Raw genomic sequence first — 21,191 nt, forward strand, 5'->3', positions numbered from 1 at the left:
GCCACCAAATGAGCACAATCATAGACGCCGCCCTCCAACTCCACGCCGCCGGCGCATCCGTCGTCCCCGTCAAAGCAGACGGGTCGAAATCACCCGCCCTCGCCTGGAAGTCATACACCCGCGAGCGCGCCACCGAGCAGCAAATCCGCGACTGGTTCCCCGACAACACCCCACTCGGCGTCGGCATGATTACCGGCGCCATCTCCGGCGGCATCGAACTGCTCGAGATCGAGGGCCGCGCCATGCCAGACATGCCCGCCCTCCTCGAACTGCTCGACGGCGCCGAACTCACCGGGCTCTACCAGCAGATCCTCCAAGGCTGGTCCGAACAGTCACCCTCCGGCGGCCTGCACCTCTTCTACCGCATCAGCGACGCTCCCGTGCCCGGCAACGAGAAGATCGCCCGCGCGGACAACCGCGAAACGTTGGCCGAGACCCGCGGCGAAGGCGGCTTCGTCGTCCTCGCCCCCTCCGCCGGCACAGTGCACCCCACCGGACGCCCATACGTGCGCCTCCTCGGCGGCCCCGACACCATCACCACCATCACCATGGCGCAGCGCGACCAACTGCACCTCGTGTTCAACCTCGCCCTCGACAAGACCCCCGAGGAAGAACCCTGGGACTCCACCCAGACAGCCAGCATCTGGGACGCCGACTTCGGCGGCACCACCACACCAAGCAACGACCAGCCCGGCGACCTGAAACCCGGCGACGACTACGAACAGCGCACCGACTGGGCAGACATCCTCACCCCCGCAGGCTGGACACTCCTCGGCACCCGCGGCCGCACACGCTACTGGCGGCGCCCCGGCAAAGACGAAGGCATCTCCGCCACCACCGGACACGCCGACGACCGCGACCGCCTCTACGTCTTCTCCACCTCCACCGAGTTCGAGGCAGAGAAGCCCTACACCAAGTTCGGCGCCTACGCGCTCCTGCAGCACGGCGGCGACCACTCCGCCGCAGCACGCACCCTCCACGCCGACGGGTACGGCAAACGAGCACCCCGCGAACTCACACCACGGGCCACCGCGAGCGCGAGCGCTGCAACTGGCAAGGAATCCTTGACCATTGCCGACGCCGTCCAGTCATCCGGAAATCCCGGAACACTGCCCACCGATCATTTTCGTGAGCCCGCGAAAATGATCACCGAACCGGCCGAGCGCCCCGCACTCTCCGTCGTACAAGGCGGCCGCACCACCGCCAGCGCAGCACCCGCACCCGCAACCACCACCGGCGAAGACGACGACCTCACCGACACCGGCAACGCGCGCCTCGCCGCACAAGAACACTCCACCACACTCAAATACATCCCCGACGCAGGCAAATGGGCCACCTGGGAGAACACCCGCTGGCAATGGCAGCCCGACCAGGCAGCAGCCATCCAAGCCGCCCTCGACATCGCCGACCGGCTCCCCGACGTCGACAAACAAACCCACGCCCACCGGCTCAAATCCCTCAGCGCACGATCACTCTCCAACGCCGTCGCCATCCTCAAAACCATGCCCGACATGCGCGTCGCAGCCGACCGATTCGACCGGCAGCCCTACCAGCTCAACACGCCCGACGGCGCCATCGACCTGCGCACCGGCGCACACATCGAACCCCTGCCGACTTTGTTCCACTCCAAGCAGACCCGCGTCAGCATGGACGACGGGCAGCCCACGCCACTCTGGTCGACATTCCTCGAGCAGACCTTCGAAGGCGACCAGCAAATGATCACCTACGTGCAGCGCCTCACCGGGCTGTCCGCGATCGGAGAAGTGCTCGAGAACATCCTCCCCTTCCTCCACGGATCAGGCGGCAACGGCAAAACCGTGTTCCTCGAAACCATCACCAGCATCCTCGGCGAATACGCCACCGAAACACCACCCAACTTCCTCCTCGCAGGCCGAGACCGCCACGAAACCGAACTCGCCAACCTGCAAGGCCGGCGCATGGCCGTCGCCTCAGAAATCAACGAAGGCACCAGATTCGACGAGGCCAAGGTCAAGATGCTCACCGGCGGCGACAAAATCACCGCACGGTTCATGCGACAAGACTTCTTCACCTTCACCCCGTCACACACGCTCTGGCTCATGGGCAACTCGCAGCCCAAAGTCGAAACCGGCGGAGACTCCTTCTGGCGGCGCCTGCGCCTCATCCCCTTCGTACACACCGTCACCCCCGAACAGCGCGTCGAGAACCTCCAAGAACGCCTCATCGAGCACGAAGGCGCCGGCATCCTCGCCTGGATCGTCCAAGGAGCCGTCGACTACCTCGCACACGGCCTCGACGAACCCGACGCCGTACGCGCCGCCACACAGGAGTACAAGCAGGAAGAAGACCACCTCGGCAGGTACGCCGCCGAACGCATCCACACCGGCGGAGGCGACCCCGCACGCGTCCTCAAATCAGAGATCCGCGCCGACTACATCACCTGGTGCGCCACCAACGGCGAACACGAACTCAACGTCACCGCATTCGGCCGTGCCCTCAAACAGAAACTCCCCGAGCTCGGCGAAGCACGCAGCAACGGGCGTCACTACTTCACCAACCTCACACTCCTCGACGGCGACAGCATCATCGACGGCGAGTACTGGAACAAGTGAACGGAGCCACCACCATGACCATCACAGCGATCTACCAGCACATCGGCGGGCACTGCATCCGCACCAGATTCGTCGCCAACCAGGGCCACGAAACTGGGCACTCAAACTGGGCACTGTCACCCCAAACTAGGCACTCATCAGACGATAGTAAGCAGTGCCCAGTTTCCAGCGACAGTGCCCAGTTAGTGCCCAGTTTCCAGCAAACTAGACACTCCCCCGATCCGCACAAACAAGCCGATGCAAGGGCATCAGTGCCCAGTAGTGCCCAGTTTCTGCAACATGTAGACACCACACGCGCGCACATTAACTTAACTACTACGCGCGCGCAGGAGACTGCTCAACAGGAAAACACGGCACTACTAAGCACTGCGCCCCCGACAGCGAACGAGCCACGAACGTTCGCCCGATCCGAACGCGCGCAGGAGCCATGCCGCTGGCGGGTGCGTCGAGCCAGCCCGCACTCCACCTATGGCCGGCCGCGATGGCTGGTGCTCAGCCCTGTGCCCTTTCCGATCCTGTGGGTGTACCGCTCCTTCCCGACGTTCGCCGAGGCGATCGCCTACGCAGACCGGCGGGCACGCTCATGATCGCCGACTGGATCTCGAAAGCCGAGGCCTTGCTGCGCGATCGCGAGACCTTCCCGACCTCGGGGCTGCGCGGCATGATCAAGGTCGCCCGCGAACGCGACGACACCGAAGCCGTCGACCTGTACCGGGCCGAGCTCGCACGCCGTCGAGCCGAAGACAAGCAGGTGCGCTCATGACCGCCCAGCATGTCACCTGGTCGCGCTGCCCCCGCTGCCGCATGGTCGTGCTCGACGTCGACACCGAGGAGTCCCTGCCGACCGTGATCACCGGCCCGCACATGGTCGACCCGACACCGATCAGCCTGCCGGAGGAGACCGCGTGTGTGCTCGCCGGCCGCCCCACCTGGGCGTGGGCGTGGCGGTTCGGCGAGCACTGCCTCGACCTGCGCTCGGAGCTCTACTGGTCACAGCACGACCAGGAGGACGCCGCCAGCCGACCCGTCGTGCTCCCCGAGCACCGTTGCGGCGGACGTTTCCCCAGCCGGCTGCCAGCGGCCGCCACAGCCCGCAGGACGCCCGCACAGCCCGAGCGTGTGTCATCACACCAGCCAGACCTATTCGAGACCGCAGAGAGCGAAAGAGAGCTAGCATCATGTCCGTTTTAGACAGCCGCATCACCGTGCCCGTGAAACTCGAGCCCGCCCTGTACCGCACACTGCGCGCCATCGCTGACCGCAAAGGCTGCCAAGTGCACCACCTGCTCGAGCAGCTCGCCGAGCGCGCCACACAGCCCAAACGCACACCCAGCAGCACACACCAGCCGCGCCCCGGCGACCCCGGCGTCACCATCCCCGACGGGTACCGGCACAAACCAGTACCAGACGGCGACCCGCTCTTCGACGACCTCGAAGACCTCCACCGGCACGGGTGCACCGACGCACAGATCAGTGCACGCCTCGGACTCACCCTCGACCACGCGCGCAGGCTGCGTCGCAGGCTTGGACTGAAGCCGAACAGCCCATACCAACACCGCAGGCAGCAGATCACCGAGCTGCACGGCGAAGGGCTCAATGATCAGGAGATCGCCGACAAGCTCGGCATCACACCACAGTCCGTATGCGACACACGCCGCACGCTCGGGCTGCCCTCCAACTACGACAGGAAAGTGACCAGACGATGACCCAGGACACATACACGGCCGTCGACCCCACCGAAATGGTCGGCCACCTCACACCCCGCCAATACGCCCGCCTCGAACGAGCCATCGACACCGCCCGCACCCTCGTCCCCTGGCTGTACGCCGCCGGCCACATCACCACCGAGCAGGGCGGCCGCACCAAACGAGCAGAGGCACCCCTGCCGATCCCGGCAACCTGGGTGGCGGCCCACACGATCGATGACCTGCTCAACCGGCTGCAGCCCTGGGATGACCTGCGCGACGCCGCAGCCGACCTGCAAGGCCAGTGGCTGTGCAGGTGCCTGTGGCAGGAAGTCGAGTCAGCGGCACGCAACTGGCCGACCGAGGAGAAGCCACACAAGGTCGTGTACGTGCGCTGCCGGCAGTGCCAGCGGCTCGCCCTGGAGTGGCAGCCGCCACAGTATGCAGGCGACGACATCAGGGTCGTGTGCACCGTGTGCGGGCATTTGGAGACGCCCGAGATGGTGGCTTGGGATGCACGGTTGGTTATCGACGAGCACGCGAGGCACTAGACTCTGTGAGGTGAAGATTTTCCTCAGCTGGTCAGGTACTCTGAGCCACACTGTTGCAGAAGCTTTCGAGGCGTGGCTGCCAAATGTGATCCAAGAATGTGACGGTGCATTCATTTCGACAGAGATAGAAAAAGGTGCGCCTTGGTTTAGCACAATCTCTGCCGCACTTGAGGACTCCAAACTCGGAATCACTTTCATTACGCAAGAGAATCAGCTCAACCCATGGCTCTACTTCGAATCTGGGGCGATTTTTTCGAAGGTTGGGAACAAGCAGGTCTGCCCCGTACTCATTGATCTTTCTAAAGCGCAGTACAAAGGACCGCTCTCAAATCTTCAGCTTACTGATCTGTCTACTGATGGTGATCTTTGGAAGCTGGTTCTTGCCGTTAATGGTCAAGCGGATGCTCCAATTCGAGAGACTCTTCTTCAGCAATCGTTCGAGCGAACTTCGTCAGACTTCCTCAACCAGGTAACACACGCAATCTCTGAATTGGCGATTGAAACCGAATTGACCCACCCAAGGTCGTTAGACGACAAGGTTGACGAGATTCTGCTACAAGTCAGGTCCTTGGCTAGACCGAGGGTCGCGAAAGATAACCGCCTCAACTATTCTTCGAGACAAGTGAGGGCTCACGAAGCAGCTCAGTTCATGAGAAAAGCCATGGCGGATTCAGAACAGTCAGTCGACGTTCTGGTCAACAGCAAGGGTGGTGTTCGCGTCTTTGTTCAGAATGATGTTGATTTTGCCAGCGCAGAACGATTCATCTCAGACCTGAAACGGTTGGGACTCTACGACGGCGTCTCCTTGCTGGCAGTTTCCCAAGAGGATCTTCTACCAAGTGCGGAAGAGACAGATGAACCAGACAACGTCTGACTGGATCCTCGCTACCGACGCCCCAGCGCGCGTTGGACGCAGCCGTGCCACCATCTACGCGTGGGTGGCTGAGGGCAGCATCCGCACATGGCGGCCGGGCCGGAAGCTCTGGCTGAACCTCCCCGACCTGCTCGACGTGGAGCGGGCGAAGACGGCCACACGGCTGACCGCTACGGAGCGTGCGACAAGGGTTGGTTGAACCTTTGGCGAACCACCTGGACGTGCTGGACAATCGTTTCAGATCGTAGATCAGTGTGCCACCGTCGAGCGGCCGCACACACTGCGATCGTTCATGAATGACGCCTTACGTCTGACAAGCCCCGCCCGCCGGTAGAAATCACCATTTCTGGAACACCCGGCAGGCGGGGCTCACACTTCCATCGACACCGGTAGCGCGGCAGGCCCGCGGGAGGTGCACCATGCCGCAACACCGCTTCACCGACGACGACGCTCGCAAACTACATACCCTCCACGCCGAAGGCCTCTCGCTCGCGAAGATCGCCGAACACCTCGGCTTCTCACGCGCCACGATCTCGAAGTTCGCCAAACGCCTCGGCCTCGAATGGGCGTCACGCTCACAGACCAAAGCCGCCACCCAAGCCAAGCAGGCCGACGCCGCAGCACTGCGCGCCCAGCTCAAACTGAAACTCCTGCACGACGCCGAACAGCTCCGTGGCCAACTGTTCGCCAAGACCACCGTGTTCTCCTTCGGTGGCAAGGACAACATCTACCGGGAGCACACACTCCCCCGGCCGCCCGCCGACGTGCAACGCAACATCATGACTTCCATCGGCATCGCCGTGTCCAAGAGCCTCGACCTCGAGAAGATCGACCAGCGCACCGACCTCAACAAGCCAGCCTTCGACACCTACCTCGACAGCCTCGGAGTGCCCATCATCAAGTGAGGGGGCAGCCGTGCAACCCACACCGCTCGAAGGCAAAGCAGCACGCGCCGTACACATCCCCGAATGGGCCAGGATCGTCGCCTTCGACGGGGCCGTCCGTTCAGGCAAGACCATCGGCGAACTGCTCATGTGGGCCAGCTACTGCGTGCACGGCCCTGCCGGGCTGCTGCTCATCGGCGGCCGCACCGAACGCACCATCGCCAACAACCTCATCCTGCCGCTGCAGGAAATCTTCGGCCCCGAACGCGTCGTCTACACCCGAGCAACCGGCCGGGTATCGATCTTCGGCCGCGACTGTTTGGTCGTTGGCTTCAACGACGAGAGCTCACGAGAGAAGATCCAAGGCCTCACATTGGCCGGCGCGCTCCTCGACGAGGCGGCCGTCGTCCCCGAGTCCGCATTCCAGATGCTCATCTCGCGCCTGTCCGTACCAGGCGCCAGACTCTTCCTCACCTGCAACCCCGAGGGGCCCGAGCACTGGCTGCTCAAGAAATACCTCGAGCGTGCACGCCTGTGGGTCGACAAGCACGGCATCGCCCACGAGAAACCAGCCGGCGACGACGTCCTCAACCTCTACCGAGTCACGTTCCTCCTCGACGACAACACCTGGCTCGTCGAGAACAACCCCGAGTACATCGCCGAGCTCAAGAAGCAGTACACCGGCCTCTGGTACCGGCGCATGATCGAATCCGAATGGGTCGCCGCCGAGGGTGCCATCTACCCCATGTGGGACCCCGACCGGCACGTCATCCGTTGGGAGGATCTGCCGCCCCTGCACCGCGTGTTCGGCGTCGGCATGGACTACGGCACCACGAACGCCACCGTCGGTATCGCCCTCGGCCTCACCGCCGAACCACAGCCGCGCCTCGTGCTCATCGACGAATGGCGGTACGACTCCCGCGTCACCGACGTGCGCCTCACCGACGTCGAACTGTCAGAGCGGTTCCGGGCGTGGCTGTCAGGCCTGCATCACCCGGACGGCAGCGTGCTCGAACCCGAGCACATCTTCCTCGACCCCTCCGCCGCATCGTTCTCTGAGCAGCTGTGGAAAGACGGCGTGCGCACATGGCCGGCCGACAACGACGTGAACGACGGCCTCGCCGACGTCGCCTCACTGCTCGCCCTCGACCGAATGATCGTCACCGACCGGTGCAAGGGCTGGATCAAAGAGGCCCCCGCCTACTCGTGGGACCCCAAAGCCACCGAGAAGGGCCTCGACAAGCCGCTCAAGGTTGCCGACCACTCCATGGACGGCGGCCGCTACGTCGTCCGCTCCACCAAGCACCTGTGGCAGCACGCCATCGGCATCCACTGAACACACATACCAAGGAGGGCATATGCTCCCGCAGCAAGACACCCTCTGGCCACCCAAACCCTACGATCAGGCGTACCAGCGCTACACCGTCTGGGACGCCTGGTACCGCGGCGACATGGAGAAGCTCGCCGAACTCTACACAGGGCACACGCGCCCCGCAGGCCGCACCCGTCAGGGTGGCATCCTGTCGTCGCTGGTGAACTTCTTCGTCGGCCGACCCGTCGCCCCGGGCGAGCACCGCACCCGCCTGCACGCGCCCCTCGCAGGGAATCTCGCGCGGCTCTCCGCCGAGCTGCTGCTCGCAACACCGCCGTCGATCAACCTGGTCGACGACAACGACGGCCGGGCAGGCGCACGTCTCGACGAGATCGTCAACCAGCCGCAGTTCCGTGCAGCGCTCCTCGACGGCGCAGAGATCGGCGCCGCGCTCGGCGGCACCGCGTTCACCATCGCATGGGATCGCGGCATCGCAGACACCCCCTGGGTGCAGGCGGCCGGCGCGGACCTCGTCATCCCCGAGCACCGGGCCGGGCGTCTCGCAGCGCTCACCATGTGGACCGAGTACCCGGTCGACAACAGCGCGACCGTGTACCGGCACCTTGAGCAGCACGTGCCCGGCTACATCCTGCACGGCCTGTACGAGGGCACAGCCACGAACCTCGGCCGCATGGTGCCGCTCACCGAGCACACGGCCACCGCGCCGCTCGCCGATCTCACCACACTGGAGGTTGGCGGGCAGCCTGCCATCCCGACCGGCACGCAGAAGCTCACCGCCGTGTTCATCCCGAATGCGTCGGCGAAAGACTGGCGCCGCGACGGCGTGCTCAAGGATCTCGGCCGCTCCGATTTCGAAGGCATCGACGGGATGCTCGACGCACTCGACGAAACCTGGTCGTCGTGGATGCGGGATATTCGTCTCGCAAAGGCACGCCTCATGGTGCCCGAGGGCACCCTCGACCGCACCGGCCAGTTCGACCCCGACCGTGAGATCTACCAGACGCTGAACCTCCCGCCGAACATGATCGGCGACAACGCGATCAGAGCAGAGCAGTTCCTGATTCGCACGCAGGACCACGCCGACACGGCGTCCGCGATCAGCGCGCAGATCATCCTCGCCGCCGGCTTCAGCCTCTCCGACCTCGACCAGTACTCAAGCTCGGCACAAACGGCCACGGAGGTCACCGACCGGCGCAGCCAGTCCGAGCGCACCCGCGACCGCAAAGGCCTCAACTGGCAGGCCGGACTCGCCTCGCTATCACAGGCACTCATGGAGGTCGACGCCGCCGTCTACCCGGGCAAGGGCGGTCAACCAATCGCCCCGCCGAGCGTCGAGTTCACGCAGCAGGCCACCCCTGACCCGACGCAGGTGGCACAGCAGATCAGCTTCCTGCGCTCCGCCGAGGTGATGTCACGCGAGACCGGTGTGCGCATGGCCAACCCGGACTGGACAGACGAGCAGGTGGGTGCAGAGATGGATCGGCTCGCCGCGGAAGCACCCGCAGACCCGGGCACTTTCGGACGCTACGACCCCGACGAGAACGGAGCAGATGATGACGCTAGCGACGAAGTACCGTAAACGACCCGTCGAGATCGAGGCCATGATCTTGAAACGAGACAACGTCGATGACGTTGCTCGATGGTGCGGTGGTCGTGTTCTCCGAGAGTCGAAAGCGAGCGACCCCACCGACGTCTACGTTGCGCTCGAGATCCCCACTCTTGAGGGTGTCATGCGCGCAGAGACCAGAGATCCAACGGGACTGTACTCGCACGGAGATGCAGTAATCCGTGGAGTGAATGGCGAGTTCTACCCGTGCAAGCCGGACATCTTCGCCAAGACATACGAACTGGCCTAACCCATGCCCCTGTACGTGCCGCCCGCAGGCTCCGACCCTGCCGACCTGATCGAGCAGCTCGGCGCGGACATCGCCGACGTGTACAACCGCCTCGAGCTGCGCCTGCTCAAGCAGGTCGCCAAGAAGCTCCGCGCAGGCCGCAACACGTGGACGCAGGCCGACCGTGCACGCATCATCGCCGAACTGCGCGACTACACGCAGCGGCTCGTCGCACAGCTACCCGCAGACCTGCCCGCCCAGGTGATCACGATCGCAGCCGAGCACGGCACCATCGCAGCCGCAGCAACACTCGGCGCCGCGAAGGTCATCCACTCGAAGACCGTGCCGACCACCACGGCCATGCAGCACGCGGTCGCCGCCGTGCAAGCCGACCTGACCAACGCATTCGATCAGGTGCGCTCCCGCATCCTCCGCTACCCGGTCGACCAGCTCGGACGGTGGCTCGGCCCCGCCGGCGACGTCTACCAGCGCACCATCGCCGACACTGTCACTGGCCCGCTCATGAACGCCGAGGTGAAAGAGTCCGCGCGGCGGCTGGCCGTGCGTCGCTTCCTCGACCAGGGCGTCACCGGATTCACCGACATTACCGGGCGACGGTGGCGCATCGGCACCTACGCGGAGATGGCCACCCGAACCGCCGTCACACGCGCCTACACCGACGCCACCGTCTGGCAGTCACAGCAGGCCGGCATCAACCTGACGCAGGTCGTCATCGGGCACACCGCCTGCTCGCACTGCGGTGCCTGGGCCGGGAAGACCCTCAGCACTGACGGCACACCGGCTGGCGACTACCGGATGCCGTCGATGCTCGGCGACGGGGCGGTCACCGTGCACGTCGACGGCACTGTCGACGAGGCGCGCGCCGCAGGCTGGCAACACCCCAACTGCCGCTGCTTCCTCGTGCCGTACATCCCGGGCGGCACGTCGACGGCCACGAACCTCACCCGCTACGACCCCGACGCCGAGGCCGCCCGCGACAAGCAGCGGTACATGGAGCGCCGGGTGCGCTCATTCAAGCGCCGTGCGGCCACCGCCGAGGATGACGCCGAGGCGACCAAGTGGAAGCGCCGCGCCCGCGACGAGCAGGCGCGCATCCGCTCGCACGTCGCCGAACATGACCTGCCACGCCGCAGCCGCCGCGAGCAGCTGTGGTTCTCGGACGGCCACGCCGCATAGAAACCTCTCGCCCGTCGGGCTTGCTCCGTCTCGACGGGCGAGAGCACCACCCTCACGGAGAAACCGGAGCAAGGAGACACCATGACACTCATTCCACGCACACCACGTCCCGCAGTGGCGGCACGCCCGCTGATCTGGAACCGCCCCCGCCTGCGCTTCCTCGAGGGCGCAGCAGGCGGCGAGGGCGGCAGCACACCACCTGCAACACCACCCGCAGGCGCACCTGCACCGACACCGCAGCCGCCCGCACCGGCGGCCCCGGCCGCCGCCGCGAAGCCCGAGCCCAAGAGCGACACGGTCGACCCGTACATCAAGCAGCTGCGCGAGGAGAACGCCGAACGCCGCATCGCAGCCAAACAGGCCGCCGATGCCAAGGAGGCAGCCGAGAAGCACGCCGCCGACCTCGAAACCCAGCTCAAGCAGCTGCAGGTCGACGCCGCAGTGCGCACGATCGCCGCGAAGCCTGACATCAACGGCAACGCATCCGCCCTGCTCGACTCGCGGGCGCTCACCAACAAGCTCAAGTCGGTAGATCCGACTGATGCCGCCGCCGTCGAGGCAGCGGTCAAGGAAGTGCTCGAAGCACAACCATACCTGAAGAACGGCCCCAAGGTGCCCGGCAGCTCAGGCAGCGCCACGCACACCGGCGGGCACACCAGCAAGGCCCCGAACCTGCAGCAGTCGATCGCTCAGCAGATCGAGGCGCAGCTCACCCCGAAAGGAAACTGACCCATGGCCGTCTCCCTGGCAGAAGCCAAGAACAACACCCTCACCCCGCTCGACGCGAACGTCATCGACGAGTTCCGCAAGGAATCCGCCATCCTCGACACTCTCGGGTTCGACGATGTCGTCTCCGCCACGTCCGGCGGTGGCGGCGTCCTGAGCCACTCGTACCGTCGTCTGAAGACTCAGCCGACCTCGGCGTTCCGTGCGCTCAACAGCGAGTACACGCCCGGCAACGTCGAGACCGAGATCAAGTCGAGCGCCCTCGCCGTGCTCGGCGGCAGCTTCGAAGTCGACCGCGTCATCGCGGGGCTCGGCGCGGCCGCATCCGGCGCCGTGCAGGTCAACCTCCTGCAGAAGATCAAGGCGACCACCACGAAGTTCCAGGACGCCGTCATCAACGGCGACACCGCAACCGACGCGAACGCCTTCGACGGCCTCGACAAGGCCCTCACCGGCTCGTCGACCGAGGTGAACGCCGACGGCACCGGCACCTACGACTGGGCTGACCTGTCCACGCAGGAGAAGGTGTTCAGCATCTACGACCAGCTCGACGACTTCCTGTCGCTGCTCGACGGCACACCCACCGTCATCGTCGGCAACCGTGACGTGCTCGCACGTCTGCGCGCCGCCGCACGCCGCGCCAACCAGTTCGTCGAGTCGCCCGTCGACGGCCTGAACGGCCCGTCGGGTCGCCCGATCGTGCGTCAGACCATCGGCAACGGCATCATCCTCGTCGACGCCGGGAACAAGGCCGGGTCGAACGACCCGATCATCCCCACCACCGGTGGCAAGACCGACCTGTACGCGTACCGGGTCGGCCCCGACGGATTCTACGGCGTCACCACCATCGGCGGCACCGTCGTGAAGACCTGGCTGCCGGACTTCACCACGTCGAACGCGGTGAAGAAGGGCGAGGTGGAGCTCGGCCCGATCGGCATCGAGCTGCGTGCCACCAAGGCGGCGGCGGTGCTCCGCGGCGTGAAGGTGCGGTGATCGAAATGGCGAAGATCGCAACCCCCGTCGAGGGTTTCACCGGCCACGTCGCAGGCGTCGCATTCGAGAACGGCATCGGCGAGACCGACAGCCTCGCCGCGCTCGCCTACTTCCGCCGGCAGGGCTACACGGTCGTCCAGGACGAGGCCGAAGAGCCTGCATTCCCCGAGGGCGACCCGTCGGAGAAGTGGACGGTCGGACAGCTGACCGCCTACGCGGCCGCGCACGGCGTCAACCTCGGCGACGCCAAGAAGAAGGACGAGCTGCTCGCCGCACTCGTCCCGGCCGCACCGGCCGAATAGCACGACAGGAGCAGGGCAATGAGCTACCAGCCTCACGCAGTCGCGCAGGACTACCTCAACTTCACAGGCGAGGACCTGCCCGACGGATTCACCGAGCCCAAGCTCAACGCTCTGCTCCGCCGTGCCTCCCTCACTGTCGACGGCTACCTCCCTCGCGGGGTGGCTGTCGACAGTGACGACCTCGACATCGCCGAGACGCTGCGCGACGCCACCTGCGCACAGGCCGCCTGGTGGGTAGAGACCGCCGACGGCGACCCATCTGGCGCTGCCGGGCTCTACGACTCAGTCAGCATCCTCGACGTGACCCTGTCGAAGCGCGCCAGCAGCAGCGACGGCAGCGACGATGTGCGCATCTCCCCCGAGGCCGTCGGCATCCTGCACGCGGCAGGCCTGCTCACCATGATCGTGAGTCACCGATGAGGATCGACCGGTACCTGCCGCACAGAAACCTCGTCACCGAGCACCTGTACGAGGGCTCCGGCCCCGACGGCGACAACTTCCAGACACTCACGGTGCCACGGGCGCTCATCGTCGACAAGGTCATGATCGTGCGCGACAAGGACGGCGTCGAGACCACCTCGACCTGTCAGGTGGCCGTGCCACTCAACTACCTGTGCACGCCGGGCTCGGAGATCACTCTGTGGGCTGGCACCGAGCATGAGCGGCGTACGAAGGTGATCGCCGCCGCCCGCGCCGAATACTCGGCGGCCACACCGAACCACGCCACCCTGTACTGCGAATGAGGTGATCTCATGGGTCTGAACGTCAGTCTCACGCCGGGCAACTTCAGCTCGGCACGCCTCCGGGCAGCAGCAGCGACCGGCCTCACCCGTGCAGCGAAGAACATTGCAGCCAAGGCGCTCCCCCTCACTCCACTGCTCGACGGCGACCTGCGCGGATCACAACAGGTCACCGAAGCCAGCGCCGGAAACCTCGAAGCGACCGTGTCCTACGACACCGTCTACGCGGTGCGCCGCCACGAAGAGACCGGCGTGCACTTCACCGAGCCCGGCACCGGCGCCAAATACCTCGAGCGGCCATTCAACGATTCACAGCAGGAGACCGCGCAGATCATCGCGGAAGCCATCCGGGGGTACCTCCGATGACCGGACGCATCCCCACCTACACGAGGCAGGTGCTCGATGGGCTCGCCCAACTCCTCGCAGACAACGGCATCGGCGTGTACAAGCCCGACGGGTACGCGGTCGCCGACGTCGGCATCGTGTTCGGTACATGGCCGAAGACACCTGCCACAGCAATCAAGCTCAACGCCTACGACGAGGTGATCGGCGAAGCCCAGACCACCACCCTGTATATGCAGGTTGCCACACGGGTCAGCAAGTCATACCTCGCCAGCCTCGACATGGTCGACGCCATCCGCGACCTGCTGCACCGTCGCACCGATGTGCACCTCGGGGCGGTCACCGTCGCGGGCATCGAGCACATCTCGACCGCATACCTGGGCAAAGACACCGCCACCGACCTGCACGAGCACACACTCAACTTCCGGCTCCTCGGAGGGCGCTGGACCCACCCGGTCACCGACCAGTGACCGACTCACCATCATCGAAAGGAAACACCATGTCACCAGCAGTAACCCAGCAGGGGCCGTCCACCGGGGCCGAAGGGCTCTCCTACCAGTGGATGCTCGACATCGGCACCGCGGCGGAGGGTGGCACTGTCACCTACGCCAACCTGCCTGACGTGACCGGGATCGACCCAGGGCGTTCGGACGTGACCGCTGACGGCACCACGTACGCCAACCAGGGGCAGACGTCGGAGACAAAGCAGGCCACGAACTTCGCACCCAAGTTCGACGTGAAGCCTGTCATCGGCACCGACGGTGCCGTTCAACCGGCCCTCGAAACTCTGATCGCGGCCGCAGATTCGATCGGTTCGGGCAGTGTCGTGCCGATCCGCATCTACTCGACGAAGATCAAGAAGCTCGCCTATGCGGGCACCGCGTCGGTCGGTTGGTCGCGTAAGAACACGGACAACGCCGCCATCGAGTTCATGTCGTTCGAGTGCAAGGGTCAGGGCGATTTCAAGCCGATCGCCAACCCTGCGTTCGGCGAGTAACCAGACCGCCGGGCGGGGTTGAGACTGCCTTCCCTCCCCCGCCCGGCTCCCCTCTTTCTGGAAGGCACCCAAAAACTTTGGAAGGCAAACCATGGCTACAGCATTCATCAAGGGCCGCAACCTGATCATCCGTCACGGGGACGAAGAAGACCACGTTGACGTGGTGGTGAAACCGGCGAACGCCGAAGACGGACTCAAACTGCTGCAACACCTCTACTGGCTCAACAGCACAGCCTTGGCTGGGCTTGGTATCGACATTGACAAACTGTCTGAATCAGCGGACGAAATCATGCAGATGGCGTTCGGGCGCAACCCGGAAGCGTGGGACACTGTACAGTCCCTGCGAGATGAAGAGAGCCGGGTCACATACATTTCTGCCCTCATGTGGAACGCAAAGGGCGGCAGCACTCGACTTGTCGCACAGTTCTTGGAGGATGAAGACTACCCAAAAGCACTACTGGAACTGTTCGACCTGTCAGGGTTGACGGCGTTTGGACAGTCGCAGACATTGCCCAGTGGGGAGTTGGCACGCCCGACGCCGACGGAAGATATCCCCGCTACGTTTACCCGCCGGAGGTCGTAGCCGCCATCCAGGGCCACTCGCAACAGGAAGCAGATAGCAAACCGGATTTGTTCTGGCCTTGGGTCGTTGAAAACTGGGATCTTGTGTCAATCGACCTTATGAGGTTCTACAGGTTCGACACTGAGACAGATATGGGCACGCACCGTTGGTCATGGCTCATGCCGTTGGTGCTTCACTTGTCTGCTGTTGAAGGGTCTCTGGTTTCTGCCGAGATTCAACAACGAAACCAGTCACGGTAAGCGCGACACCACCCCCGATCAAAAGCACTACGGGCAGAATCATGGCCTGCCGCTTGTCAGCGCACTCCCCCACCCTGTCGGTGACACCATAACTGCCCGTCAGTGTGGACCCGAGGTCAGACACATAAGCCGAGCGTTTGTCCGCAGCGAACAACGAACCACAGTTCACCGTTTTCACCGACTGCGGCAAGAAGCCGACGATCACTCCCAGTACAGCCAGGGCAATGCCCGCTGCGACTAATCCCCTTTTCATGCTCTGAACCTTATCAGGAGGCTGTGTCATGGCTTTGTCTGTCGGCGAACTGAACGCAAAACTCACGCTGGATGACGCCCAGTTCAACGGCGGCGTGGATCGCGCTAAAGGCAAGATGAGTCTGCTCGAGGCTGCTTCTTCCAAGGTGGGGTCTGTCGTCGGCGGGACACTCAAGGCTGGTATTGGTGTCGCCAACACTGTGGCCGCGGCGGTCGGTGTGTGGACGGTGAACACGCTGAAGACGGGGCTCGCCTACAACACGCTGCAGCAGACGTCACGTGCCGCGCTCAAGACGATTCTCGGCTCGTCTGAAGCTGTGAACGCTCAGATGGACAAGTTGGACGCGTTCGCGAAGAACAGCCCGTTCGGCAAAGACATCTTCATCAAGGGGCAGCAGCAGATGCTGTCCTTTGGCACCGCCACCGACAAGGTGATCCCCCGCCTGGACGCCCTGCAGAACGCTGTGGCCGCGGCGGGTGGCAGTGGCCAGACGTTGTCCGAGCTGATCTTCGTCATGTCGCAGATTCAGGCGGCCGGGAAGATCACCGCCGAAGACCTGAACCAGTTCGGGCAGCGTGGCGTGAACGCCGCCGACATGATCGGTTCTTCCATGGGGAAGACCGGCAACGAGATTCGCACCATGATCTCGAAAGGCAAACTGGACGCCAACCAAGCGCTGGATGCTCTCACACAGGGCATGGCCACCAAGTTTGCTGGCGCATCAGCGAACGTGAAGCAGACATGGTCGGGCACCGTCGACCGGATCAAGGCTGCAACCCGTGAGATCGGCGCGGCCCTCGCGCAACCGTGGATTTCGCAGGCTGGCGGCGGCGTAGCTGTCACATGGGGCAACAAGGTCGCAGACATTCTGCAGGTGGTCCGGGGCAACACGGCTGGCGTGGTCGATGCCCTCATGCTCCGCGCAGTCCCTGCGCTCAAAGCCGTCGATAGCGGCCTAGACAAGGTGAAGAGCGCTGCTGGCGCAATCAATGCCGACAACGCAAACAAGCTCTTGGACGTCATCCAGCGGTACGCCCCTGCGGTCGGACTTGCAGCTGGCGCATGGGGCGGACTTTCCGCAAACATGCTCGGCGGCATTCCAATCATCGGACAGTACCTTGCCAAGCTGAACCCCTTGACCACGGCCGTGGTCGGGCTTGCGGTCGCCTCACCGGAACTACGTTCCTCACTGATTGGGCTTGTGGGGGCATTCTCTCCACTGATCAAACCCGTTCAGAGTGTGACAACACTGTTGGCTGACGGACTGAACGTAGCAGTTCCTGCCGCCGCATCTGGAATTGGTGCACTGACAGGTGTTGTGTCTCCACTGGTAGGAATGCTGTCTCAGATCCCGACCCCCGTGTTGGCTGGCGTAGCGGCGTTTGTGGCCCTGCAACGCGTTGCACCTTCGGTGCAGTCAGGTTTCAGCGCAGTCACTGAAGGCGTCAAGTCATTTGCGGCGTCGATGCGCGACAATATTGCCTACCAACAGACGCTGTATCAGGGTGCGGTGTTCAACGGCCAAGCTGAGGGCTCTCTTTCACGGCTTGGTGCGGCCGGTGCGGCTGTAAAGACGTCGATGCGTGGCATCGGCGATTCTATTATGACCGCGTTCGGCGGCCCAACCGGGCTTGCCATTGCCGGTGTTGCACTCGCGGTAACTGCAGTCACAGCTGCGTTCGCTGCTTCAGCTGAGAAAACCAAAAAACAACAGCAGGCCACCGAAGAGCTCAAAGGGTCTCTGACTGATGCCGGCGATGTTACGTCTGCAACAGCAAAGAAGATCTCAAGCTCGTTACAAAGTGTCGAGATGTCCAACTGGACGTCTGGCGTGTCGAAGTGGTCTGACGCCATCCAGCAGGCTGGTGGGTACACGGAAGATTTCACAGGCGAACTTGTTGCGAACGCATCGAAGTTCGGTACGTTTTCCGACGCTGCATCTGCTGCGGGAACGTCAATAAGTGACATTACTTCGGCCATCACTGCGGGCGGCCCGGCGTACGACGACTTGCTGGCCAAACTGGATGCACAGGCAGCTGGGGCGCGTGAAGGCGACGAGGCATCGCAAGACCTTGCCGCTGCGTCTGCGATTGTTGCCGACCAGATGCGAGAGCAAGCTGGATCTCTTGACGGTGCACAGAAAGCACAGCTTGAAGCCAACCAGAAAATGGCCGAGGGTAAAGCTGCGTTAGCTGAGCTGCAGGGCGGGTTTGATGGCGCAACTGAAGCGTCTGATGCATTCGCCGACGCAATCAAAGGTCTCGGGTCGAAGCAACTCGACTTGAATGCCGCGAACCGTAAATTCAAGGAAGCAGTCGATCAAGCGACACAGTCTATTCGCGATAACGGGGCAACCCTGGATGATAACTCGGCCGCTGGTCGAAAGAACGGCGATGCCCTTGATGCGATCGCACAGAAAGCACAAGTTGCTGCTGCGGCAATCTACCAGACCACTGGCAATCAAGCAGACGCGTCCGCGAAACTCGTCGAAGGCCGTGATGCGTATATCAAAGCTGCCGAAGCGATGGGTAAGAACTCTGATGAGGCCGCAAGGATGGCTGACCAGCTTGGATTGACTGCTGATTCAGCGGGCAAGGTTGCTGATGCTGTACAGAAAGCGAACGGCACCGAACTGAAAGATAAGTCGTTCAAGGTGTCAGACGATGGCACGATCCAGTGGACGCAGCAGTCTGTGGATGCCCTGAACAAGCTCGGACTGCCCGACAAGAAGCTTGTGGTCGACTCGGACACGGCGAAAGCCTACGAGGGCATTGACGGGGTGAACGTCACGAAGGTCGATGACAAGACGTTCGTAGTCACTGGTGATAACCAGGACGGTTGGAACAAGATCGACGAGATCAACGGCGCACAGACCCCCGGAAAGACCCTATGGATCTGGGGTGATGATGCGGATGCGGCGAACAAGATCCAGACGATCAACGGCACCGCGGTGCCTGACAAGCTGTTGAAGATTCCTGCGGATGCGATGGAAGCGTATTCGAAGATCGACGGCGTGAACATGAAACAGGTCGACCCGAAGACCGCCTACGTGTGGGGTAACAACTCTGATGCGTGGGCGAAGATCGGCGACGTGCAGCGTGCGAAAGACCCTGAGAAGACCGCGTGGATCGACGGCAACACCGACAACTTCTATGACGCATGGAATGGCATCAAGTCGTTGGGGAGCATCGTCAAGAACGTGGTGGTCAACTGGATCGGCGGCGGTGACGGCCCCAAGGCTAATGGCGGCACCGTGGGTTTCGCTACTGGCGGTACCGTCCCGGCGTTCGCGTCAGGCGGGTCTGTACCCGGTCTGAATGGTGGCCTGTGGGACGGCACCGTGTTTGGTGCGGGCACTTCTAAGTCGGATTCGATTCTGGTGCGCCTTTCGCGGGGTGAGGAAGTCGTCCAGGAGCCGTACGCATCCAAGCACCGGGGACTGCTGAAACGCATCAACCAAGGGCTCGACCCGCAGCGCCTAGCTGTTGGCGGCACGGCCGGCGGCAACGGCGGCACCGCGCCTGCTGCATCTGTTGACGTGCTCTCGGTGCTCAACAATGCCACCGTGCAAATGTTCGTCGACGGCGAGCCGATCAAAGCGGTGATGCGTGTGGTGGCCAGCCAGCAAGCATCAGAGGTTACCCGAGGCGTACAACAGCAGGCGGCTATCCGGTTGCGTCAAGAGGCAGGGAGTGTGCTCAGGTGACTGAACTTTACGTTGACGATGTGCGCATTTCGGGTGACATGGACGGCAAGCTCGGCCACCATTTCGTGACCAGCGACTTGCTGAACATGGCGCCGAACGACACGAAACTGTCTGCGAAGACGGTGGGTCACGGGTCATGGCGCGTCCGTGACGACGATGTGCGTCGCGGTCAGCGCACGGTCGGTGTGACCGGCTGGACGATGGCCGAATCGCTCGACGACATGGAGGCGCGCATCACCGAGCTCGAACAGCGACCAGAACAGCATGTGCGGGTCCGGTTCGTCGGGCAGGGCCGCGACCTGTACTGCGAGGGCATCCTAGACGTGGCCCGCCCCGACCAGCTCAACCCGGTGCAAACGAAGTGGGGTGCGAAGCTGGTCTGTGAAGACCCCTACCTGTATTCCACGGCGATTCAGACACTGTTTCTGCAGTCGCAGGCGTCGTCTCGTGGCGGCCTCGCGTGGGGCACGTCTGGTGCGGGGCTGAAGTGGCCGCTGGACTGGGGTGACGGTGGCCTGGACGGTAACAGCGGCATTGTCTACAACGCCGGGAACGCGGCGGGTGGCCCGGTGATCACTGTGCATGGGAACTTCCCGCAGGGCGTCACCCTCATGGACTCGCTGGGCCGGTCGTTGGTGTTCGACGGCCCTGTCCTGTCGGGCTCCCCGGTGACGTTCGATTGTCGGCCTGGCAGGCGCACGGTGAAAGCCAACGGGGTGAACAAGTCCGCGCTGCTGTCGTCGCGGGAGTGGTTCACAGTGCCTGCCGGCGGTGACCTCGGTATCTCATTCCTGCCGCACACCACAGGCAACGGCTGGGCCGAAGTGACCATGCAAGACGTGTGGCTCTAAGCAAACGAAGGAGAAAAACATGAGCAGACGAATCACTTTCAAAGATGGCAGCACCAAGGAGTTCGCGGAGGCCGATCACTCGGCCACGAGAGACGACGGCACACTGATTCTTCTCGCGGGTGACCGTGTGATCGCCGTGGACGATGACAACGAGTGGCAGGCTATCCAGCACCCGGATGCCCCGAATATTCTGGCGCGCCTCGAAGCGGTGGAAGCACAGGCCGCCATGGCAGAGAGCGTGGCGGAGGCTGCTGCCGCCCGAGCGGATCTGGCTCAGGCGACAGCAGCGGCTGCGGTCAGTCGCTGAACTCGACGACCGTATCTGGCTTCACTGTGAGCGTTGCGTTATCGACTCTCACCTGCACCCCAAGGCTGGTGTGAGACACGCTTTTGAGGATACCGCTGTTGCGGTCTTCGTTGGCTTCTTTCACTACGACGTTCTTGCCGAGGTCTGTGTGAACGAGGTTACCTGCTTGTTTGATTGCCATTTGTAATCACCCCCTCTCAAT

25 protein-coding genes are annotated in these 21,191 nt (G+C 63.6%); 23 read left to right on the forward strand and 2 right to left on the reverse strand.

Features of this window, described 5'->3' with window-relative positions:
- The first annotated feature begins 8 nt into the window (after window positions 1–8).
- The 20 genes from F8O09_RS05360 to F8O09_RS05455 all read left to right on the forward strand — a co-directional run bounded on the left by F8O09_RS05360 (window position 9) and on the right by F8O09_RS05455 (window position 15,633).
- Window positions 9–2,591 carry a phage/plasmid primase, P4 family gene (locus F8O09_RS05360; RefSeq protein ID WP_158054184.1) on the forward strand — a complete coding sequence of 861 codons (2,583 nt, stop codon included), beginning with the start codon at window positions 9–11 and terminating at the stop codon, window positions 2,589–2,591.
- A 583-nt stretch (window positions 2,592–3,174) separates the two neighbouring features.
- Entirely contained in the window at window positions 3,175–3,354 is a 180-nt protein-coding gene (locus F8O09_RS05365) for a hypothetical protein (protein ID WP_158054185.1), read from the forward strand.
- Entirely contained in the window at window positions 3,351–3,782 is a 432-nt protein-coding gene (locus F8O09_RS05370; protein WP_158054186.1) for a hypothetical protein, read from the forward strand. The genes F8O09_RS05365 and F8O09_RS05370 overlap by 4 nt, the downstream gene beginning before the upstream one ends.
- A complete protein-coding gene (locus tag F8O09_RS05375) occupies window positions 3,770–4,297 on the forward strand; it encodes a helix-turn-helix domain-containing protein (protein ID WP_158054187.1) in 528 nt (175 codons plus the stop codon). The genes F8O09_RS05370 and F8O09_RS05375 overlap by 13 nt, the downstream gene beginning before the upstream one ends.
- Entirely contained in the window at window positions 4,294–4,827 is a 534-nt protein-coding gene (locus F8O09_RS10405) for a hypothetical protein (protein ID WP_192497567.1), read from the forward strand. The genes F8O09_RS05375 and F8O09_RS10405 overlap by 4 nt, the downstream gene beginning before the upstream one ends.
- Window positions 4,828–4,837: 10 nt before the next feature.
- Window positions 4,838–5,701, forward strand: a complete 864-nt coding sequence (locus F8O09_RS05380; protein WP_192497568.1) for a TIR domain-containing protein — start codon at window positions 4,838–4,840, stop codon at window positions 5,699–5,701.
- Entirely contained in the window at window positions 5,682–5,900 is a 219-nt protein-coding gene (locus F8O09_RS05385) for a hypothetical protein (protein ID WP_158054189.1), read from the forward strand. The genes F8O09_RS05380 and F8O09_RS05385 overlap by 20 nt, the downstream gene beginning before the upstream one ends.
- Window positions 5,901–6,120: 220 nt before the next feature.
- Window positions 6,121–6,606: a GcrA family cell cycle regulator gene (locus tag F8O09_RS05390; RefSeq protein WP_158054190.1), complete on the forward strand. Its 486-nt coding sequence runs from the start codon at window positions 6,121–6,123 to the stop codon at window positions 6,604–6,606.
- 10 nt (window positions 6,607–6,616) lie between these two features.
- Window positions 6,617–7,921, forward strand: a complete 1,305-nt coding sequence (locus F8O09_RS05395) for a PBSX family phage terminase large subunit (RefSeq protein ID WP_158054191.1) — start codon at window positions 6,617–6,619, stop codon at window positions 7,919–7,921.
- 22 nt (window positions 7,922–7,943) lie between these two features.
- Window positions 7,944–9,497 carry a phage portal protein gene (locus F8O09_RS05400; protein ID WP_158054192.1) on the forward strand — a complete coding sequence of 518 codons (1,554 nt, stop codon included), beginning with the start codon at window positions 7,944–7,946 and terminating at the stop codon, window positions 9,495–9,497.
- A gap of 280 nt (window positions 9,498–9,777) precedes the next feature.
- The gene (locus tag F8O09_RS05410; RefSeq protein ID WP_158054194.1) at window positions 9,778–10,950 is read left to right on the forward strand and encodes a phage minor capsid protein; all 1,173 of its coding nucleotides are present in this window, start codon (window positions 9,778–9,780) and stop codon (window positions 10,948–10,950) included.
- A gap of 81 nt (window positions 10,951–11,031) precedes the next feature.
- Complete coding sequence (locus tag F8O09_RS05415) at window positions 11,032–11,679, forward strand: hypothetical protein (protein WP_158054195.1); 648 nt, start codon at window positions 11,032–11,034, stop codon at window positions 11,677–11,679.
- 3 nt (window positions 11,680–11,682) lie between these two features.
- Window positions 11,683–12,669: a major capsid protein gene (locus F8O09_RS05420; RefSeq protein ID WP_158054196.1), complete on the forward strand. Its 987-nt coding sequence runs from the start codon at window positions 11,683–11,685 to the stop codon at window positions 12,667–12,669.
- Between the two features lie 5 nt (window positions 12,670–12,674).
- Window positions 12,675–12,971 carry a hypothetical protein gene (locus F8O09_RS05425; RefSeq protein ID WP_158054197.1) on the forward strand — a complete coding sequence of 99 codons (297 nt, stop codon included), beginning with the start codon at window positions 12,675–12,677 and terminating at the stop codon, window positions 12,969–12,971.
- A gap of 18 nt (window positions 12,972–12,989) precedes the next feature.
- Window positions 12,990–13,391: a hypothetical protein gene (locus F8O09_RS05430; RefSeq protein ID WP_158054198.1), complete on the forward strand. Its 402-nt coding sequence runs from the start codon at window positions 12,990–12,992 to the stop codon at window positions 13,389–13,391.
- Window positions 13,388–13,714 (forward strand): hypothetical protein, encoded by a 327-nt coding sequence (locus tag F8O09_RS05435; protein ID WP_158054199.1) that lies wholly within the window; start codon window positions 13,388–13,390, stop codon window positions 13,712–13,714. The genes F8O09_RS05430 and F8O09_RS05435 overlap by 4 nt, the downstream gene beginning before the upstream one ends.
- Before the next feature lie 9 nt (window positions 13,715–13,723).
- Window positions 13,724–14,077: a hypothetical protein gene (locus F8O09_RS05440; RefSeq protein WP_158054200.1), complete on the forward strand. Its 354-nt coding sequence runs from the start codon at window positions 13,724–13,726 to the stop codon at window positions 14,075–14,077.
- Window positions 14,074–14,523: a minor capsid protein gene (locus F8O09_RS05445; protein ID WP_158054201.1), complete on the forward strand. Its 450-nt coding sequence runs from the start codon at window positions 14,074–14,076 to the stop codon at window positions 14,521–14,523. Before F8O09_RS05440 ends, F8O09_RS05445 begins: the two co-directional genes overlap by 4 nt.
- 29 nt (window positions 14,524–14,552) lie before the next feature.
- Window positions 14,553–15,050 carry a phage tail tube protein gene (locus tag F8O09_RS05450; protein ID WP_158054202.1) on the forward strand — a complete coding sequence of 166 codons (498 nt, stop codon included), beginning with the start codon at window positions 14,553–14,555 and terminating at the stop codon, window positions 15,048–15,050.
- A gap of 91 nt (window positions 15,051–15,141) precedes the next feature.
- Entirely contained in the window at window positions 15,142–15,633 is a 492-nt protein-coding gene (locus F8O09_RS05455) for a hypothetical protein (RefSeq protein ID WP_158054203.1), read from the forward strand.
- A 156-nt stretch (window positions 15,634–15,789) separates the two neighbouring features.
- Here F8O09_RS05455 and F8O09_RS05460 read toward each other — a convergent pair whose 3' ends face one another.
- Window positions 15,790–16,155 carry a hypothetical protein gene (locus F8O09_RS05460; RefSeq protein ID WP_158054204.1) on the reverse strand — a complete coding sequence of 122 codons (366 nt, stop codon included), beginning with the start codon at window positions 16,153–16,155 and terminating at the stop codon, window positions 15,790–15,792.
- Here F8O09_RS05460 and F8O09_RS05465 point away from each other — a divergent pair.
- The 3 genes from F8O09_RS05465 to F8O09_RS05475 are packed head-to-tail and all read left to right on the forward strand — an operon-like array spanning window position 16,154 to window position 20,989.
- Window positions 16,154–19,831: a tape measure protein gene (locus tag F8O09_RS05465; protein ID WP_158054205.1), complete on the forward strand. Its 3,678-nt coding sequence runs from the start codon at window positions 16,154–16,156 to the stop codon at window positions 19,829–19,831. The genes F8O09_RS05460 and F8O09_RS05465 overlap by 2 nt on opposite strands.
- Window positions 19,828–20,682 carry a phage tail family protein gene (locus F8O09_RS05470; protein ID WP_158054206.1) on the forward strand — a complete coding sequence of 285 codons (855 nt, stop codon included), beginning with the start codon at window positions 19,828–19,830 and terminating at the stop codon, window positions 20,680–20,682. The genes F8O09_RS05465 and F8O09_RS05470 overlap by 4 nt, the downstream gene beginning before the upstream one ends.
- Window positions 20,683–20,701: 19 nt before the next feature.
- Window positions 20,702–20,989 carry a hypothetical protein gene (locus tag F8O09_RS05475; RefSeq protein ID WP_158054207.1) on the forward strand — a complete coding sequence of 96 codons (288 nt, stop codon included), beginning with the start codon at window positions 20,702–20,704 and terminating at the stop codon, window positions 20,987–20,989.
- Here the strand turns inward: F8O09_RS05475 and F8O09_RS05480 are convergent.
- Window positions 20,979–21,170, reverse strand: coding sequence for a hypothetical protein (locus F8O09_RS05480; protein WP_158054208.1), 192 nt, complete (start codon window positions 21,168–21,170; stop codon window positions 20,979–20,981). The genes F8O09_RS05475 and F8O09_RS05480 overlap by 11 nt on opposite strands.
- Window positions 21,171–21,191 lie beyond the last annotated feature (21 nt).

The organism is Pseudoclavibacter sp. CFCC 11306, from assembly GCF_008831235.1.
In the GTDB taxonomy this organism is placed as follows: domain Bacteria; phylum Actinomycetota; class Actinomycetes; order Actinomycetales; family Microbacteriaceae; genus Pseudoclavibacter_A.

What these genes read in the sequence shown, in the direction of transcription:
- F8O09_RS05360 (WP_158054184.1), top strand. Translation starts at nt 9, where the DNA reads ATGAGCACAATCATAGACGCCGCCCTCCAACTCCACGCCGCCGGCGCA.
- F8O09_RS05365 (WP_158054185.1), top strand. Translation starts at nt 3,175, where the DNA reads ATGATCGCCGACTGGATCTCGAAAGCCGAGGCCTTGCTGCGCGATCGC.
- F8O09_RS05370 (WP_158054186.1), top strand. Translation starts at nt 3,351, where the DNA reads ATGACCGCCCAGCATGTCACCTGGTCGCGCTGCCCCCGCTGCCGCATG.
- F8O09_RS05375 (WP_158054187.1), top strand. Translation starts at nt 3,770, where the DNA reads ATGTCCGTTTTAGACAGCCGCATCACCGTGCCCGTGAAACTCGAGCCC.
- F8O09_RS10405 (WP_192497567.1), top strand. Translation starts at nt 4,294, where the DNA reads ATGACCCAGGACACATACACGGCCGTCGACCCCACCGAAATGGTCGGC.
- F8O09_RS05385 (WP_158054189.1), top strand. Translation starts at nt 5,682, where the DNA reads ATGAACCAGACAACGTCTGACTGGATCCTCGCTACCGACGCCCCAGCG.
- F8O09_RS05390 (WP_158054190.1), top strand. Translation starts at nt 6,121, where the DNA reads ATGCCGCAACACCGCTTCACCGACGACGACGCTCGCAAACTACATACC.
- F8O09_RS05400 (WP_158054192.1), top strand. Translation starts at nt 7,944, where the DNA reads ATGCTCCCGCAGCAAGACACCCTCTGGCCACCCAAACCCTACGATCAG.
- F8O09_RS05410 (WP_158054194.1), top strand. Translation starts at nt 9,778, where the DNA reads ATGCCCCTGTACGTGCCGCCCGCAGGCTCCGACCCTGCCGACCTGATC.
- F8O09_RS05415 (WP_158054195.1), top strand. Translation starts at nt 11,032, where the DNA reads ATGACACTCATTCCACGCACACCACGTCCCGCAGTGGCGGCACGCCCG.
- F8O09_RS05420 (WP_158054196.1), top strand. Translation starts at nt 11,683, where the DNA reads ATGGCCGTCTCCCTGGCAGAAGCCAAGAACAACACCCTCACCCCGCTC.
- F8O09_RS05425 (WP_158054197.1), top strand. Translation starts at nt 12,675, where the DNA reads ATGGCGAAGATCGCAACCCCCGTCGAGGGTTTCACCGGCCACGTCGCA.
- F8O09_RS05430 (WP_158054198.1), top strand. Translation starts at nt 12,990, where the DNA reads ATGAGCTACCAGCCTCACGCAGTCGCGCAGGACTACCTCAACTTCACA.
- F8O09_RS05435 (WP_158054199.1), top strand. Translation starts at nt 13,388, where the DNA reads ATGAGGATCGACCGGTACCTGCCGCACAGAAACCTCGTCACCGAGCAC.
- F8O09_RS05440 (WP_158054200.1), top strand. Translation starts at nt 13,724, where the DNA reads ATGGGTCTGAACGTCAGTCTCACGCCGGGCAACTTCAGCTCGGCACGC.
- F8O09_RS05445 (WP_158054201.1), top strand. Translation starts at nt 14,074, where the DNA reads ATGACCGGACGCATCCCCACCTACACGAGGCAGGTGCTCGATGGGCTC.
- F8O09_RS05450 (WP_158054202.1), top strand. Translation starts at nt 14,553, where the DNA reads ATGTCACCAGCAGTAACCCAGCAGGGGCCGTCCACCGGGGCCGAAGGG.
- F8O09_RS05455 (WP_158054203.1), top strand. Translation starts at nt 15,142, where the DNA reads ATGGCTACAGCATTCATCAAGGGCCGCAACCTGATCATCCGTCACGGG.
- F8O09_RS05465 (WP_158054205.1), top strand. Translation starts at nt 16,154, where the DNA reads ATGGCTTTGTCTGTCGGCGAACTGAACGCAAAACTCACGCTGGATGAC.
- F8O09_RS05460 (WP_158054204.1), bottom strand. Translation starts at nt 16,155, where the DNA reads ATGACACAGCCTCCTGATAAGGTTCAGAGCATGAAAAGGGGATTAGTC.
- F8O09_RS05475 (WP_158054207.1), top strand. Translation starts at nt 20,702, where the DNA reads ATGAGCAGACGAATCACTTTCAAAGATGGCAGCACCAAGGAGTTCGCG.
- F8O09_RS05480 (WP_158054208.1), bottom strand. Translation starts at nt 21,170, where the DNA reads ATGGCAATCAAACAAGCAGGTAACCTCGTTCACACAGACCTCGGCAAG.